The sequence below is a fragment of the Jidongwangia harbinensis genome (assembly GCF_020216025.1).
In the GTDB taxonomy this organism is placed as follows: Bacteria; Actinomycetota; Actinomycetes; order Mycobacteriales; family Micromonosporaceae; genus Actinoplanes; species Actinoplanes harbinensis.
On the sequence record NZ_JAIWNC010000010.1, the window covers coordinates 64,338 to 81,419 of the forward strand.

The 17,082-nt window shown below is 75.1% G+C and carries 10 protein-coding genes; 5 read left to right on the plus strand and 5 right to left on the minus strand.

Features of this window, described 5'->3' with window-relative positions:
- Nucleotides 1–89: 89 nt before the first annotated feature.
- Nucleotides 90–1,055, minus strand: coding sequence for a DUF5995 family protein (locus LDL48_RS15220; RefSeq protein WP_225255762.1), 966 nt, complete (start codon nt 1,053–1,055; stop codon nt 90–92).
- Between the two features lie 145 nt (nt 1,056–1,200).
- Here LDL48_RS15220 and LDL48_RS15225 point away from each other — a divergent pair, with 145 nt between their 5' ends.
- Complete coding sequence (locus tag LDL48_RS15225) at nt 1,201–3,816, plus strand: NPCBM/NEW2 domain-containing protein (RefSeq protein ID WP_225255763.1); 2,616 nt, start codon at nt 1,201–1,203, stop codon at nt 3,814–3,816.
- A gap of 204 nt (nt 3,817–4,020) precedes the next feature.
- Nucleotides 4,021–5,034, plus strand: coding sequence for a S1 family peptidase (locus tag LDL48_RS15230; RefSeq protein WP_225255764.1), 1,014 nt, complete (start codon nt 4,021–4,023; stop codon nt 5,032–5,034).
- A 239-nt stretch (nt 5,035–5,273) separates the two neighbouring features.
- On the opposite strand, the gene LDL48_RS15235 is transcribed toward LDL48_RS15230, so the two are convergent.
- Both LDL48_RS15235 and LDL48_RS15240 read right to left on the minus strand, forming a co-directional pair.
- Nucleotides 5,274–6,815, minus strand: coding sequence for a sensor histidine kinase (locus LDL48_RS15235; protein WP_225255765.1), 1,542 nt, complete (start codon nt 6,813–6,815; stop codon nt 5,274–5,276).
- Between the two features lie 85 nt (nt 6,816–6,900).
- Nucleotides 6,901–8,751, minus strand: coding sequence for an ATP-binding protein (locus LDL48_RS15240; RefSeq protein ID WP_225255766.1), 1,851 nt, complete (start codon nt 8,749–8,751; stop codon nt 6,901–6,903).
- A 562-nt stretch (nt 8,752–9,313) separates the two neighbouring features.
- Between LDL48_RS15240 and LDL48_RS15245 the strand changes: the two genes are divergently transcribed.
- Nucleotides 9,314–9,937 carry a helix-turn-helix transcriptional regulator gene (locus tag LDL48_RS15245; protein ID WP_225255767.1) on the plus strand — a complete coding sequence of 208 codons (624 nt, stop codon included), beginning with the start codon at nt 9,314–9,316 and terminating at the stop codon, nt 9,935–9,937.
- 8 nt (nt 9,938–9,945) lie between these two features.
- Here the strand turns inward: LDL48_RS15245 and LDL48_RS15250 are convergent, their stop codons facing one another.
- Both LDL48_RS15250 and LDL48_RS15255 read right to left on the minus strand, forming a co-directional pair.
- Nucleotides 9,946–10,137, minus strand: a complete 192-nt coding sequence (locus LDL48_RS15250; RefSeq protein ID WP_225255768.1) for a hypothetical protein — start codon at nt 10,135–10,137, stop codon at nt 9,946–9,948.
- Nucleotides 10,138–10,210: 73 nt separating this feature from the next.
- Nucleotides 10,211–10,897, minus strand: a complete 687-nt coding sequence (locus LDL48_RS15255; protein WP_225255769.1) for a VOC family protein — start codon at nt 10,895–10,897, stop codon at nt 10,211–10,213.
- 181 nt (nt 10,898–11,078) lie between these two features.
- On the opposite strand from LDL48_RS15255, the gene LDL48_RS15260 reads away from it, so the two are divergent.
- Together LDL48_RS15260 and LDL48_RS15265 are read left to right on the plus strand one after the other, a co-directional pair.
- Complete coding sequence (locus tag LDL48_RS15260; RefSeq protein ID WP_225255770.1) at nt 11,079–14,084, plus strand: FtsX-like permease family protein; 3,006 nt, start codon at nt 11,079–11,081, stop codon at nt 14,082–14,084.
- Nucleotides 14,081–17,077, plus strand: coding sequence for an FtsX-like permease family protein (locus LDL48_RS15265; RefSeq protein WP_225255771.1), 2,997 nt, complete (start codon nt 14,081–14,083; stop codon nt 17,075–17,077). Before LDL48_RS15260 ends, LDL48_RS15265 begins: the two co-directional genes overlap by 4 nt.
- Nucleotides 17,078–17,082: the final 5 nt, after the last annotated feature.

Here is a 17,082-nt window from a genome sequence, read left to right on the forward strand (position 1 = left end):
CGCATTCACGCAGGGATCCGGACAAGTCGCCGGAGTTCCGGAACCGGGTGTCCGAACGGACCATGGCGGCTGCCCCGGAACCGGTACCGTCAGAGGGGCACCGCGGGGCCGGGCGGCACCGGGGCGACCGGCTCTCCGGTCTGCCGCCGCCGTGGCCACATCCGGCGGAGCAGGCGCCAGCCGGTGGTGGTCACCTCCCCGGCGTCGGTCACGAACCGGTCCGTGACCACCAGCCACTCGCCGAGCAGCGACGCGGCCCGGTCCATGGTGAGCCGGGCGGCCTCGAACTCGTCGGGGTCCGCGCGCAGTTTCCACAGCCGGCGGGCCTGTTCCCAGGCGCGGGCCCGGGTGACGGTGACCAGGACGCGCTGGCTCCAGTCGTCGAGCGGCCCGACGAAGCCGTCGATCGCCAGCTGCCACTCGGTGGAGAATCCCTTGCGCAGCGGCGGGATCTCCTCGTAGAAGATGTCGTTCACCACCAGGTAGTCGGGGTGCACCTCGTCGTCGTCCTCGTCCGGCGCGCCCATCCCGTCCCAGGTGTCGATCAGCGCCAGCGACAGGTCGTGGTTGATGTGCGCGTTGACCCCGAGCATCGCCGCCACCAGCGGGCTCACCTGTTCGTCGCGGGCCCGCTTGAACAGCACCTCCCAGACGTCCGGGGTGGTGTCGTCGTCGCAGTTCCACAGGTGCAGGGCGATGAAGTAGCGCTTGGCGAACTCGACGTCGAGCAGTTCCAGGAACTCCGGCGAGGTGGCGTGGGTGACCAGCGCCTCGTCGACCCGGCGGGTGATCCGCAGGTAGAGGTTGTTGAAGGCGGCCGCACGGTTGTTGGCGCGGCTGGGCGGCAGGTCGTCCAGGATCGACTGGAGGTTCTGCAGTTTCGCGATCACGCCGGCGATGGTCGTCGGGTGTTCCTGCAGGCAGTCGGCCATGGCCACGCCGGCCGGCTCCCAGCCACGCCCCGGCGGGATGGCCAGGGAGGACAGCTCCTGCCGCTTCAGCCGAAGCTTCTGGGCACTGTCGGACGCGCGTACGCGGTCGAAGGGTTCCGCCATGGTGTCAGCCTGCTGCTGATGACCATGTGGCGCCACTGTTTTGTCGCGGACCCGTCGCAGGCCAGGGCCCGGGGATTGCGGCTGACAACGATGTCACATAACGTCCTGGACATCTCATCGACACATGTCGTTGCCGGGAGGGTCCATGCTCGTACGGCTGTCCGTTGCTGTCCTCGTCGCCGCCGGGCTGATACCCGCCGCGCCCGCCTCCGCCGCGCCGCCACCCGGGTCCTGGACCGTGGCCGCTCCGGCCGGGGCGCCGGTCACCGCGCGGCTGACCCTGACCGACGGGCGGCTCGGCTTCGGCGTCGACCGCAACGGCGCCGCGGTGCTCGCCCCCGCCCCGATCGGCCTCACCACCACGGCGGCCGACCTGAGCAGCGGGCTCACCTTCATCTCCCGGCACAACCGCACCGTCCGTGAGCGCTACACCATGACCACCGGCAAGCAGCTCCGGCGGGACACCACGCTGACCGAGTCGACGTTCTCGTTCGCCGGCGCCGGCGGGTCCCGTCTGGACGTCGTGGTCCGGGTCTCCGGCTCCGGCGCCGCCTACCGCTACGTGCTTCCGGCCGGCGGCACCGTGACCGGCGAGACCTCCTCGTACGTCCTGCCCGCGGACGCGCCCGCGTGGCTGCTGCCGTACTCGCCGAACTACGAGGAACCGCGGATCGAGACCACCGCCGGAGGCGCACCGGCCGGCGACTACGGGTTTCCCTCGCTGTTCCGGGTCGGCGGGGAGTACGCACTGGTCACCGAGGCCGATGTGGACGGCCGGTACGCCGGCGCCCGGATGACCCACGCCGGCGGCGGCGTGTACCGCACCACCTTGCCGGACCCGCAGATCACCGCCACCGGCGCGCTGTCCACGCCGTGGCGCGTGGCGGTGGTCGGCGACCTCGCCACGGTCACCACGTCCACGCTGGTCGACGACCTGGCACCGCCGTCCGGACTCGCCGACACCTCGTGGATCCGGCCCGGTCTGGTCGCCTGGTCCTGGCTCTCCGAGCACAGCAGCCCGGCGGACCCGGTGCGGCAGCGGCAGTACATCGACTTCGCCGCCCGCAACGGCTGGCCGTTCGTGCTGATCGACGAGGGCTGGAACGCCCAGTGGGTGCCCGAGGTGGTCCGCTACGCCCGGGCCCGCGGTGTCGACGTGGTGCTCTGGTTCCACTGGACCGCGCTGGACACCGAGCAGGAACGCGCGACGGTCCTACCGCGCATCCGGTCCTGGGGGGTGGCCGGCGTCAAGGTCGACTTCATGGACTCCGACGTGCAGGCCCGGTTCCAGTGGTACGACGCCATCCTCCCGGCCACCGCCGAGCAGCGCCTGATGGTGAACTTCCACGGCGCCACCGTCCCGCGTGGCATCCAGCGCACCTGGCCGCACGTGATGACGCTGGAGGGCATCCGCGGCGCCGAGCAGATGCGCACCGGGGCCGCGACCAACACGATGTTCCCGTTCACCCGCAACGTGGTCGGCGGCATGGACTACACGCCGGTCACCTGGGTGGTGCCGGACCGCGACACCACCGACGCGCACGAGGTCGCGCTGGCCGTGGTCTACGAGTCCGGCTGGACCCACCCGGCCGACAGGCCGGAGACGTACGAGGCGCATCCCGAGGCGCTGCGCACGCTGAACCAGCTGCCCACCGCCTGGGACGAGACCCGGCTGCTGGCCGGCGAGCCGGGGCGGGAGGCGGTGTTCGCGCGCCGCAGCACCGACCACTGGTGGATCGGCGGCCTCTCGGCGACCGGGGCGCGTACGTTCGGCACCGCGCTGGACTTCCTCGGCAGCGGGCGGTTTCTCGCCGAGACGCTGCGCGACGGCGACCACGGGCTGGTGCGGGAGACCCGGATCGTCCGGCGTACCGACACGCTGACCGTGCCGCAGGCGGCCAACGGCGGTTTCGTCACCGTGCTGTGCCCGTACACCGGCGCGGCGACCTGCGACCGGCCGGTCCGGCGGGTGCCGGCCACCACGCTCACCGTGGATCCGGCCACCGCCACCGCCCGGCCCGGTGAGCCGGTCGCCGTCGCGGCGTCGTTCACGCTGCCCGCCGGTGGCCCGCTCACCGACGTGACGATGGCCCCGGTCGCGCCGCCCGGCTGGACCGTCGAGGGCGAGCCGGTCCGGCGGTCCGTGCTGCGTCCCGGTCAGACGCTCGGCGGCACCTGGCGGTTCACCGCACCGGCGGACGGCGCCGTCGGCCACACCGACCTGCCGGTCGCGGTCACGTTCGGGTTCCGTGGCGACCCGCAACGCCGGCCGGTGCACGTGGAGAAGGCCACCCGGGTCCTGGTGCCACCGCCGGCCCCGGAGGGCAACGCCGCCGTCAGCGACCTGCCGTTCCTGGCCAAGAGCAACGGGTACGGCCCGGTCGAGCGGGACCGGTCGAACGGCGAGCAGAGCGGCGGCGACGGCAACCCGCTCACCGTGAACGGCACCGTGTACCCGAAGGGCCTCGGCACCCACGCCCCGGCCGAGGTCACCGTCTGGCTCGACGCGGCGTGCACCCGGTTCATCGCCGAGGTGGGGGTGGACGACGAGGTCACCGGGCCGGGCTCGGTGGCGTTCGAGGTGCTCGGCGACGGCCGGGCGCTGGCGTCCACCGGGGTGGTCCGCCGCGGTGAGCCGGCGCGACCGGTCGCCGCGGACGTGACCGGTGTGCGGATGCTCACGCTGCGGGTGACCGACGGCGGCGACGGCAAGAACTGGGACCACGCCGACTGGGGTAACCCGTCGCTGTCCTGCCGGTGAGGGGGTTCCGGCCGGGACCGACTCTGACGGGCGACACCCGCGGAACGTTGCCCGGCCGGGCCAACCTGCGTACAAGAGGCAGTTTTTGCCGGTGCGCTTGCGCATCGCGATGATTTCTCCGCTTCCGGGGTAGCGCGGCCGTGTCAGCCTCGGAACATCGACCGATCGAACGCATCGATCGGGATGAGCGGAGGGAGACGGCCGGTGCGACGCGGAGTCACCGTGCTGGTGGCGTTGCTGCTACTCGTCGCCGGCCTGGACCTGGTCCGGCCCGCGCCGGCGCAGGCGATCGCGAACGGCCAGAACGTCGCGGAAGGCCGGTACCGGTTCGCGGTCAAGCTCACGATGATCGACATTCCGACCCTCGAGGGCGGGACCCGGACCAGCTACTGCACGGGCAGCCTGCTCACGCCGCAATGGGTGATCACCGCCGGGCACTGCTTCCGCAACGCCCGGAGCCAGCGGGTGTCCCGGCCGGTGGCCCGCAAGACCACGGCCACGGTGGGACGCACCATCCTCAGCGGCAAGGCCGGCCACGTGTCGACCGTGGTGGCGGTGAAACAGTCGTCGACCCACGACGTCGCCCTCGCCAAGATCAGCCCGCCGATCACCGACATCGAACCGATCCGGCTACGGTCCACCGCGCCCAAGGTGGGTTCGGTGGTGCGGCTGGCCGGGTACGGCTTCACCCGCGGCAAGTCGAACCTGGCGAAGCGTCTGCAGACCGGCCAGTTCAAGGTGGTGACGAAGAACAAGCTCGTCCTCGGCATGACCGGACGGGCACCGAAGCGCAGCACCAGCCCGTGCTCGCACGACTCCGGCGGGCCATACTTCACCGAGCGCAGCGACGGCACCGCCGAGTTGGTGGGCGTGGTCAGCCGCGGGCCGACGTGCCCGCACCGCGACGTCGACGAAAGTGCCCGGATCGACACCATCCGAGCCTGGATCACACGCGTGGTCGGCCGGGCCGCACTGCAGCGGCCGGCGAAGTCCGCGACACCGTCCCGGCCGGCCGGGACGAGCCCGTCGCCGAAGCCGTCGTCGCTGACCAGCCGGCCCGCCTCGTCCCACGGCCCGCCCCTGGGGCTCGGCGTCTGGGTGGCGGTGGCCGGGCTGATCGTGCTGGGCGTCGGCACGGTGCTGCTGGGCAGCGCGGCCGGACGCCGACGGCGCCGCGAGTACCGCAGCCGCGGAGTCCGCAACCACCGCCGCGCCTGACCGCCCGGGAGCGACGCGGCCGGCACGCTTCCGGCCTGCGTGCTACGCCGGTTCGTGGTTGCCCGAACAGCGCGGCCGTGGGTCGTCGGGAGGTTGCGGGCCAGCGGGCCCGCGGGCCGCGTGTGGCGCGGCGGGTGCTGAGCGCGTGTGGTTTGCGGGTGCGGAGCGCGCCTCGGTTTCACACGTCGCGCTTGGGAGCCGCCTGAGCCGCCTGAGCCGCGCCAGGATCCAACGACGCTTCAGGACCGCCGGGGGAGGGTGAAACAGATCCGCGCCCCGCCGCTGTAACCGTCATCGAGCCAGATCCGCCCCCCATGGAACTCCACGATGCGCTTGCACAGCGCCAGCCCGATGCCGGTACCCGGATAGCTGCCCCGCGGGTGCAGGCGCTGGAAGATCACAAAGATCTTGTCCGCGTACGTGGACTCGATGCCGATCCCGTTGTCCGCGACCGCGAACGTCCACTCGTCGTCGTCCGCGCGCACCTCGACGGTGACCCGCGGCGGCCGGCCGGGGTGGGCGAACTTCACCGCGTTGCCGAGCAGGTTCTGCCAGAGCAGCGCCAGCAACGTCTGGTCGCCGGGCACCACCGGCAGGCCGTCGTACGTGACGGTCGCGCCGGACTCCTCGATCCGGTGCGACAGGTCCCGCTCGGCCTGCTCGACGACCTGGTGCAGGTCGACGTCCTCGACGTCGTCGTAGACCCGGCCCACCCGGGAGAACATCAGCAGGTCGTTGATCAGCACCTGCATGCGGGACGCGCCGTCCACCGCGAAGTGCAGGTACTGCCGGCCCCGGTCGTCCAGCTCGGTGGCGTACCGGCGCTCCAGCATCTGGCAGAACGACGCCACCTTGCGCAGCGGCTCCTGCAGGTCGTGCGAGGCCACGTAGGCGAACTGCTCGAGGTCGGCGTTGGAGCGCTGCAGCTCCACGGCCTGCTGCCGGAGCTGTTCCCCGGCGGAGATGCTGCGGGTCAGCGCGTCGCTGATCTGCCGGCGCATCTCGTCCATGTCGTCGGCCAGGTCGACCAGGTCCCGGGGCCCGTTGCGGGGCAGGTGCTGGCCGAAGTCGCCGCCGGCCACCTGCCGGGCCGCCACCCGGAGCCGGCCGAGCGGGCGCAGCACGGCGAGGCGCAGCAGCACCGCGACCGCGGCCAGGCCGGCCACGAACACCACGAAGATCGCGAGGAAGATGCCGTCGCGCAGCTGCCGCGCCCCGGCCAGGTCGGCGCGGGCGGCGGTACGGGCCGCGCCGATCGTGCTCTCCAGCGTCACCAGGTCGGACCGGATCCGGTCGAAGTCCGCCTTGCCGCGGCTCAGCAGCGCGGCCGTGTCCGGCGGGGCCGGCTGCCGGTCCCGGGCCGCGACCATCGGCTCGGCCACGGCGCTCCGCCAGCGCTCGGCCTGCGCCTGCACGGCGCCGAGCTGGGCCTGCACGGCCGGCACGTCGGGCAGCAGGCTGCGGATGCGCTCCCGGCTGGCCGCCTCGGCCGCCTGGCCGTCGCGGTACGGCTGGAGGAAGTCCCGGTCGCCGGAGAGCAGATAGCCGCGCACCCCGGTCTCCTGGTCGACCAGCGCGCCGCGCAGCGTGACCACCGCGGTGGCGGCCGGCGAGATCCGGTCGGAGAGCCGGTTGGACACGGCCGCGGTGCTGGTCAGGGCGTACGTGCCGCTGACCGTGGTGACCAGCATGAGCAGGCTCAGCACGCCCAGGATGATGGTGAAGAGCCGCTGCGTCGTCACTCCGGCGCGCGGTGCCGGGGTGCGGGTCGTCTCGGCCACGCGGCGACGATACGACACCGCGTGGCCCGGTTCGGCGGACGGTCGATCACGGTTGCGCACCGGCCGCCCGTCCGCCGGTCACCGGCTAGTGCGCCGCGTTCTGCGCCACCTTCTCGGCGAACGCGCGGTGCAGCAGGGTACGGATGGCCAGCGGCGTGTCGCTGCGCAGCACCGCGGCCACCACCGGGTGCCGGAACGTCAGGCGCGGGCCCTGCTCGTACAGGAATCCCGCGGTCAGCGCCTCCTCGACGGCCCGGACGAGGTCCGGAGCGGTGCGCCCGGTCATCGCGGAGATCTCCGCGACGGTGCCGGCGCCGCCCGCGAACGCCACCGCGCGCAGCACCTCCCGGGTGTCCTCGGCGACCAGTTCCAGGTGATCGCCCACCGCGGCGACCAGCTCCGGGCGCGGGTCGACGTCCGGGTCCGGCCCGGGAGATCCGGCCGCGACGGCGAGGTGCCGCAGGTAGTACGGGTTGCCGGCGCCGGCGGACACCAGCCCGGCGATCCGCCGGTCCTCGGCGATCCCGGGCGCGAGCACCCGGACCAGGCGTTCGGACTCGGCCGGGCGCAGCGGTGCCAGGTCGAGCATGTGTGCGTTGTCCGGTTCGATCGCCCGGCGCAGCAGGGCCACCGACCGGTTGCGCGGGATCGGCCGGCACGCGGCCACCAGCAGCAGCGGCAGCGTGCGGGTGAGCCGGTGCAGCATCCGCCAGCCCAGCAGCGAAGCCTCGTCGGTCCACTGCAGGTCGTCGATGACCAGGACCAGCGGCCGGTCGGCGCAGAACGCGCGCACCTGGGTGGTGGCCCGTTCCAGCGCGGCGGCGGTGGCGTAACCGGCGGCCGTGTCGCTGAGCGCGGCGCCCGCGTCGTCCGGCGGCGCCGGCGTGACGTCGAGGCCGAGCACCCCGAACAGCACGCTCAGCGGCATCGGCTGGGTCAGCTCGTCGCCCACCGCCCAGCCGATCCGGCAGCCCAGCGCGGCGGCCTCGCGGAGGCCCTCGGTCAGCAGCGCGGTCTTGCCGATGCCGGGTCCGCCCTCGACCCAGAGGCTCGCTCCCCGCCCGGCGGCGACGTCCCGCACGGCGCCGCGGATCCGGTCCAGTTCGGCGGCCCGGCCCACGAACGGCACGCCCGGCGCGGCCGGCGCCGGTCCCGGTTCGGCGGCCTCCGGTCCGGTCAGGATCGCGTCGTGCACGGACCGCAGCACCGCACCCGGTTCGGTGCCCGTCTGCTCGATCAGGCGGGCGCGCAGCCGCCGGTGCACGTCCAGCGCCTCGGTGCGCCGTCCGCCGCGGTGCAGGGCCGTCATCAGCAGCGCGTGCAGGGTCTCCCGGAGCGGGTGCTGCTCGGCCAGCGACCGCAGCTCCTCGATCGCGTTCTCCGGATGGCCCAGTTCCACGGTGAGCGCGGCCCGGCGTTCCATCGTGGCCAGCCGCAGCTCGCTCAGCCGCAGCCGCTGCGTCTCGGCGAACGGGCCGGGCACCCCGGCCAGCGGCTCGCCCTGCCAGAGGTCGAGCGCCGCGTCGGCGGCGCGGAGCTCGGCGGCCCGGTCGCCGACCGCCGCGTGGCGCTGGATCTCCTCGCGCAGCGCGTCGAAGCGCAGCGCGTCCACGTCGTCGGCCGCGACGTGCAGCCGGTAGCTGCCCGGCAGGGAGCTGAGCAGTCGGGTACCGGACTTCCGGCCGCGGGCCGGTTCCAGGATCTGCCGCAACGCCGACACGTACGTATACACATTTCCCATGGCACTGGCCGGCGGATTGTCCCCCCACACCGCGTCGACCAGTTCCTCGCGGGTCACGGCTTCCCCGGCGCGCAGTGCGAGCACGGTGAACACCGCCTGCCGTCGTGCGCTGCCCAGCGACAACTCCATGCCGTCTCGCCAGACCTGCACCGGCCCCAGCAGGCGTACCCGCAACCCCTCCTCGTCTGCCGCCATACGGCTTCCTTCGCCCCCCTCGTCGCTCGCCGCCGGCCCCCGGCGACGCTGCGCCGTGTCCCCCCGAACACGTCGCATGTTGCGCAACCTAGCGTCGCGGCGCAAGGCCGCCAACTGCAGTTACAGAGCGTGGTCGATGGGTCGACGATACTGGTCAGGCGACTCGTGATACCTCAACCTGCAACCAATTTCGGGGTACGTCGCTCGATGCCTGCGCCGCCGCGGCCGGTGTCCGCCGGGCCGGCCCGCGCGGGACGTGCGCGGTTGTGCGGGCAGAGCTGCCGGAAGGGGCGGGCAACCCGGTGGGTACGCCCTTCCGCGCCGGATGCCGTGATGGTCAACTCTTCCGGTGCGTTGCGGCCGAGCTTACTTTCCAGTAGCTTTTCATGAGCGCTTCTCACAACTCCGGTGACAGTGGTAAGACATCTTTCCTAAACGGTCTGAGCTGCTGATCTACATTCACCGTGACCATTCCTACAGATCTTGGCCGGCCCATGAAGAATTTATGGAGCCGTGGTCCTGAAACTGTGCCCCGCTCACGTCGGACGTGCCGGAGGTCGCAGTGGAACAGGTTCGGGTCGCGCTACAGGCATCGGATCCGCTCAGTCATGCCGGGCTTGCGCAGTACCTCGGATCCCGCCCTGAGGTCACCCTGCTCCGCGCCGATCAGCGGGCCGCCGCGGACGTGACGGTGGTCGCCGCCGACCGGCTCACCGCCGAGGTCGTCGCCGGGCTGCGCCGTGCCGCCGCCGAAGAGGGCACCCCGGTGGTCCTGGTCACCGGTGACATCACCGAGGCCGAGCTGCTCACCGCGGTGGAATGCCGGGTGGTCGCCGTGCTGCCCCGCCCGGCCGTCTCCGCGGACCGGCTGGTGCACAGCATCACCGCCGCCGCGGCAGGCGGCGGCGTGATGCCGCCGCACCTGGTCGGCGAGTTGCTCAAGCACATCGAGCGGCTGCAGCGCGACATGTTCGCCTCGTACGGAGTGAACCCGTCCGGGCTGACCGCCCGGGAGATCGACGTCCTGCGCCTGATGGCGGACGGCATGGACACCGCCGAGATCGCCGGCAAGCTGTGCTACTCGGAGCGGACCGTGAAGAACGTCATCTACGGCATCACGCACCGGCTGAAACTGCGCAACCGGTCCCACGCCGTGGCGTACGCGCTCCGCTCCGGGATGATCTGACCGGCCGGTTACCTGGTCCGGAGCCCGTCTCCGGGCCGCCGGTCGTCCGGCCCGGACGGCACGAAGCCGAGCAGCACCATCAGGATCAGGGCCGCCCAGGCCCACCACGGCACCACGGACTCCTGGCCGATGCCGAACACCGGACCGATCAGATCGACCGCACGGTCGACCCAGGACGTACCGCCGTCCGCCGCCATCACCCGGCCTCCTCGCTCGACATCGGTGCCAGATATCGGCCGTCCGGTGTCGCGCCTGAGGAATTCCGCCGGGGCGTCAGGTGGTCTGGTCGGCCCGGGCGGACCGGCGCTGCCGCAGCCACGGGCCCAGGCCGTGCCCGTCCTCGGTGGCGATGAACGCGCTGCGCGCGTTGATCAGGGCCTCGTCCGCGTGGGTCAGGCAGCCCCACACCGTCTCGCCCCAGGGATCGGCCAGCTTGACCTCGGCGGGCCGGGGGCACGCGGCGCCGTCGGGTGCGCCCACCTGGCAGCCGGCCGGGGCACCGCCGCGCCGGCCCACCGCCTCGGCGGCCTGCTGGATCAGCGACGAGCGGGCGGCCTCGTCGGTGGGCCGGCGGCGCGCCTCGCCGGGCACCGCCACCCGCTGGCCGAAGAGCACCACGTTGCCGTCCGGGTCGTGGGTGCGCGCCTCCCCGCCGGGCGCGTGGTCGGGGTAGCCGACCAGGTCGGACGGGTGGCCGGCGGCCTCGAAGCGGGCCTGCACCGCGACCAGGTCGTCGACGTACAGGTAGATCAGCAGGGGTAGCGCGGCCGGGATCAGCGGCGGGTGCACGACGGCGAGCAGCAGGGTGTGGTCGCCGGACTGCTGGTACGACCACTGCGCGCCGGCGTCGTCCGCCCCGGACCGCTGCTCGGCGTACCCGAACAGGCCGTAGAAGGTCTTGGCCTGCGCCAGGTCCCGCACGTAGAGGACCGGAACCGCAGCCGACACACCACTGAACATGCCGGGAACGTACCGTACGCCGGGGACCGGAGCGTACCTACCGGACATATAACGGCTTCGCATCAACGGTTTGCGTGGGCGCGCGGCGGCGCCAGGCTGTGATCGGCGGGGGCGCGATCCGGCGGCCTGTGCACGACGCCGGGACGATGCGGATGCGGGGGCAGATGTTCACGGTGATCCTGTGTTCGCGGTGATCCTGGGCGCGGTCCGGATGCGGACCGGCCAGGCGGCGATGGTCGCGGTCCTGGCCGCGCTGGCGGCGGCGACCGCGGCCGCCGCACCCTGGTACGCGCTGGCGGTCGCCTCCCGGACCACCACCGCGGACGTGACCGCGGCGCCGCCCGCGCAGCGGGTGCTCACCGCCAGCCGGTCCGGCCCGGTCGGCCGGGACCCGGCGGGCGCCCTGCGCGACTTCGGTGCCGAGCTGCGCGGACTGCTGCCGATCGATGGCGGCGTACCCGTCCTCGGTCTGCGCGCGGCCACGATCCACCGGCCCGCGACCCCCGGCGTGGCGGTGTCCGGGTTCGCCACGGCCTACCGGGACGGGTTCTGCCGGCACGTCCGCCTGGCCGGTGCCTGCCCGGCCGCCGCGACCGACGCGGCGATCAGCCGGGACGTGTCCCGGCGGCTGCGGCTCGACGTCGGCGACGAGGTGGCCGTGCGGGCGACCGCGACCGGCCCGCCGGTGGCGTTCCGGGTGGTCGGCCTCTACGAGCCGGCCGATCCGGACGACGGGTACTGGAGCAGCCGGCTGTTCCGCGCCAACGGCGAGCTGGACCCGCTGTTCACCACGGCCGCCGGCTTCGCCGATCCGCGGCTGGGCGAGGCCACCTTCGCGTACGAGGTGGAGGTGCCGGCCCACCTGCTGCGCGGGGACAACGGGTACGACCTGAACGCCGCGCTCGACGACGCCGTGCCGGGCATCGCCGCCGCCGGGATCCGGCTCACCAACCCGACGGGCGAGATCCTGGACTCGGTCCGGGCCGGCCGGGCGACCATCTGGCGCGGCGTGCTGATCGCGCTGTGCCAACTGCTCCTGCTGGCCTGGTTCGCGCTCGGCCTGGCCGGCCGGTACACGTTGCGGGACCGCCGTGCCGACGCCGGCCTGCTGAAGCTGCGCGGCGGCAACCGGGCCCGGATCCTGCTGCTGACCTCCGGGCAGCACCTGATCCCGCTGGTCGCCGGGACGCTGCTGGGCCTGCCGGCCGGCCTGGCCGCCGCCCGCCTGCTCGCCGGCGCCGCCCCGGTGCCCGCCGAGATCTGGCCCGCCCTCGGCCTCGCCGCGGCCGCGGCCGGGGTGGCGCTGGCCGGCGGGCTCCTCGTGCTGACCGTGGTGGACGCGGTGATGCTGCGCCAGCCGGTCGCGGCGCTGCTGCGCCGGGTGCCGTCGGTGGCCCGGACCCGGCGCGCCGACGTGGTCGACCTGGCCCTGGTGACGGTCGCGGCGGGCGCGGTCTACCAGGCCCGGTCCGACGGCCCGGACCGCGGCCTCGGCGTCGTCGCGCCGTCGCTGGTGGCGCTGGCGGTCGCGCTGGTGCTGGCCCGGCTGCTCGGCCGGCTGGCGAACCGGGCCGGCGGCGCCGCGATGCGCGGCGGCCGGCTGCGCCTGGGCCTGGCCGCGGTCCAGGTGTCCCGGCAACCCGGCACGGACCGGGTCTTCGCGCTGCTGGTCGTCACGGTGGCGATGGTGACGCTTGCGCTGGGCACGATCCTGGCCGGGCGTACCGCCCGGGTCGAGCGCAGCGACGTCGAACTGGGCGCGGCCCGGGTCCTGACCGTCGACGCCGACACCCGCACCGGCCTGCTGTCCGCGGTCCGCCGGGCCGACCCGGGCGGCCGGCAGGCGATGGCGGTGGTCACCGACCTGAACAGCAACCCGCCGGTGCTGGCGGTGGACAGCACCCGGCTAGCCGCGGTGGCCCGGTGGCGCGGCGAGTACGGCCCGGTGCAGGCCCTGCCGGCCGCGGTGGCCGCGGCCCGGGTCCCGGCCCCGCTTCCACCGGTCACCGGCGACCGCCTGACCCTGCGGGTCCGCAACGACCGGACCGTGCCCACCCCGCTGGTGGCGGTGCTGCAACACGAGGGCACCGGCGCGGTCGTCGAGGTCCCGTTCGGCGCCGTCCGTCCCGGCGAGCGGACCGTCTCGGCGCCGGTGGACGGCTGCCGGCCGCCGCCCGGGTGCCGGCTGGTCCGCTGGCAGATGGCCACCCCGCCGGACGCCACCGGCAGCCCGGCCCGGGGCGCGCTCACCATCCGGTCGCTGACCCAGCCCGGACCGCGCCCGGAGATCCTCGGACCCGGCCAGCTCGCCGACGCCGCCCGGTGGCGCACCGACGTGACCGGCCTGGGGCTCGAGGTGTCCGCCACCGCCCGCGGCCTCACCCTGGCGGCCGGCGGCCGGACGGACCGGCCGGTCGGCGACCGGGTGTACGCGGTGGACAGCCCGCTCCCGCTGCCGGTGGTGCTGGCCGGCCCGCGACCGGCGGAGTGGCGCTTCGAGGAACCGTTCTCGGCGCGCTTCGGTCCCGGCCCGACGCCGGTACGCCCGGTCGGCGCCGCGGCCGTGCTGCCGGTCCTCGGCCCGGCCGGCGTGCTGGTCGATCTGGACGCCGCCCGGCGGGTCGCCGCCGACGCCGAACTGGGCGGCACGTACCAGGTCTGGCTGGCGCCGGACGCGCCACCGTCCATCCTGGACGCGCTGCGCGCGGCCGGCCTCACGGTGACCGGCGAGGCGTCCGCGGCGGACCGGGAGGAACAGCTGGCGCGGCAGGGCCGCGTGGTGGCCGCCCGGTTCGGCGTGCTGACCGCCGCCGCCGGGCTGCTGCTGGCCGCCGCGGTGCTGGCCGTCGCGGCCGCGGTGGAACGCGCGGCGTACCTCGAGCAGCTCACCGCGCTGCGGGTGCAGGGCCTGCCGCGGCCGGTCGCGGTCGCCGCCGGATACGCGGGCATCGGCGGGCTGGCCCTCGCCGGGCTGGCCGGCGGACTGGCCGCCGCGGTCCTCGCCCGCCCGGTCGCCGGCCCGGCGGCGGCGCCGTTCGCCGACGGCTGGGGCGTGGTCGCGCCGCCGGACCCGCTGGGCCGGGCCGCGCTGGCGACGGCCGCGCTGCTCGGGCTCGCCGCGCTGGGCGCCACGGCGTGGTGGTCGGTGCGGCCGCTGGTCCGCCGGTTGCGGGGGCGGGTCCGATGATCGCCCTGGTGCTGGCCATGGTGTGGCACCGGCGGGGGCAGGCCGTCACGCTCGCCCTGCTGTCGCTGCTCGCGGTCACCGCCGCGGTCGCCGCGCCGGCCTACCTGCGGGCCGCGGACCGGGCCGTGGCGAGCGGCCAGGCCGCGACCGCCACCGCGCCGGAGCGCAGCTTCGCGCTCAGCCAGAGCGAGCCGGACCGGCGCGGCCAGGCCGGCGCCGAGGCCCGGCGCACCGGCCTGGAACAGTCCCGGTCCGCGCTGCTGGAACTGCCCGGGTTCGAGTACGTGTACGCCACCCAGTTCCCGGCCGTGGGCATCGAGCCGGACGAGCGGTTCCGGACCCTGGTGGTGCACCGCCAGAACGCCTGCGCGCACCTCGTCATGGTCACCGGCCGGTGCCTGGTCGGCGAGGCGGACGTGGTCATCGGCGAGGACACCGCACGCCGGCTCGGCATCGCGGCCGGCGACTCGATCACGCTCACCTGGGCGTTCTTCAACGACGACCCGGCCATGCGGGTCTGGGAGGCGGCCGGGACCGGCAAGCGGCTCCTGGTGGCGGGTGTCTACCGGGTGCCCGACCCGGACGCGGACTACTGGGGCGCGAACGGCTACTTCTCGTACGGTGAGCGGGTCGGCGAACCCGCGTTCGTGGGCGCCGCCACGTTCGCCGCGACGGACCGGGGCGCCATCCAGGTGTCCATCGACGGCATCGCCGGACCGGGCGCGCTGGCGGTGGACCGGCTGCCCGCGGTACGCGACCGGCTGGCCGCCCTGCAGACCCAGCTCACCACGCTCGGCACCCCGGTGCGGCTGGAGACCGGCATCCCCGGCCTGCTGGACCGGATCGAGCGGGGCCGGGACGCCGCGCATCTGATCGTCCCGGTGCTGTCCACCGCCCTGGTGCTGCTGGCCTGCCTGACCATCTTCCTGGCCGTCGGGCAGAGCGCCGAGGCGCGCCGCCCGGAGATCGCCGTGGTGGCCCTGCGCGGCGCCCGGCCCGGTCCGCGCTGGTGGTTGGCGACCGGCGAGAGCCTGGTCGCCATCGCGGCCGGCGCGGTGGCCGGATGCCTGACCGGCCAGCTGCTGGTGAACGCGATCGCCGCGGCCCGCTTTCCCGGCGTGGGCGCGGATCCCAGCCTCACCTCGCTGCGGTACGCCCCGCTGGCGGCGCTGGCCGCCGTGCTGACCGCGGTGCTCGCCCAGGTCCGCCAGCTGCGCGGGGCGGCCGGCGCGCTGCTGCTGCGGGCTCCGGCCACGCCGTCCGGGGTGGCGGCCGCCGCGGTCCCGGCCGCGGTCGCCGGCCTCGCCGTCGCCGCCGCGGTTCAGCTGGCCCTGTCCGGCGGCGCGCTCGCCGGTATCGGCACGTTCGCCGCCGGCCTGCTGATGATCGCCGCCGCCCAGCTGGTCGCCCGGGCGGTGCTCCCGGTGGTGACCCGGTACGCGGGCCGCGCGCTGCGCACCGGGCGGCTCGGGGTGGCGCTGGCCGCCTTCCCGCTGTCCCGCCGGGCCGGCGCCACCCGGTTGTTCGCGCTGCTGGTCGCCGCGGTCGCGGTGATCGGTTACGCCGCCTGCGCGGTGGACGTCGGGCGGCAGGGGCGCGTGCTGCAGGCCGAGGTGGGCACCGGCGCCGACCGGGTGCTGACGCTCCAGCCGGTCGGGCGCCGGCAGCTGCTCACCGCGGTCCGCTCGGCCGACCCGCAGGGCCGGTACGCGATGGCGGTGATCCGGCTGCCCAGCGCCGGAAACCAGCCGGCCGGCCTGGCCGTGGACAGCACCCGCCTGGCCGCGGTGCCCGCCTGGCCGGGCGGCGGACCGGCACCGGCGGCGGTGGCCGCGGCCCTGCGCCCACCCGCCGCAACCTCGGTCACGGTCGGCGGCGCCGCGCTGTCGCTCGACGTCACGGCGACCGGGCTGGCCGGGAACAAGCCGGTCGGCCTCGGCGTGGTGCTGTCCGCACCGGGCGGCGCCGGCGACGTCGCGGTGCCGTTGGGCGACGTCCGCAACGGGCGGCACACCTACCGCCGGACCGTCGCCGTCTGCCGGGACGGGTGCTTCGTCAAGGCGCTGCGCTTCACCGAGGGCGAGGGCATCTCGCTGGTGACCGGACGGGTCACCGTGCACGGTCTGGGCGACGCCGGGCCGGACTCCCGCCTCGGCGACCCGGGCCGCTGGCGGGCCTCGACGGATGGCACCGTCGCCGCGGCACCCGACGGCCTGGCCATCGACGTCACCACGCTCAACGGCCCGCCGGACCACCTGCTGCTGCAGCCGGCGGACACGCCGTACCCGCTGCCCGCGGCGACCGCCGGACCGGTGCCGCAACGGGCGGTGGAAGGGCTCGACCGGCGGGTGGTGCCGGTCGACCCGGTGCACCGGCTGGCCGCCGTGCCCGGTGCCGGCGCCCCGGCCACCCTGGTCGACCTGGAATACCTGGAACGGCTCTCGGTGGACGTCGGGCAGACCGCCGACGCGGAGGTGTGGCTGTCCGACGAGGCGCCGGCCGGCGTGCTGCGCGCTCTCCAGCAGCGCGGCCTGGAGATCGTCGCGGACACCCGTGCCACCCAGGTACGCGAGCGGCTGGACCGGCAGGGCCCGGCGCTGGCGCTGTGGTACTTCCTGCTCGCGGCGGCGCTGGCGGCCGGGCTGGCGGCGGGCGCCCTGGTGCTGGCGGCCACGGTGGACCGGCGCCGGCTGGTCGAGGACCTGTCCGCGCTGCGGGCCCAGGGACTGTCCCGCCGGGTGGTGGCCGGGGCGACGCTCGGCACGTACCCGGCCCTGGTCGTCGCGGCCGTCCTGGCCGGAATGCCGATCGCCGCGGCGGTCTGGGGCCTCACCGGGTGGGCGCTGCCGCTGGCCGGGCTGGACCCGCCGCCGCTGCCGCTGCCACGGTGGCCGCGCCCGGAGGTGCTGGCCCTGGTCGCCGCCGCCGTGGTGGCGGTGCTCTCCGCGGTCGCCGGGGTGACCGCCCGGCGGACCCGCGGCGGAATCCGCTGAGCCGG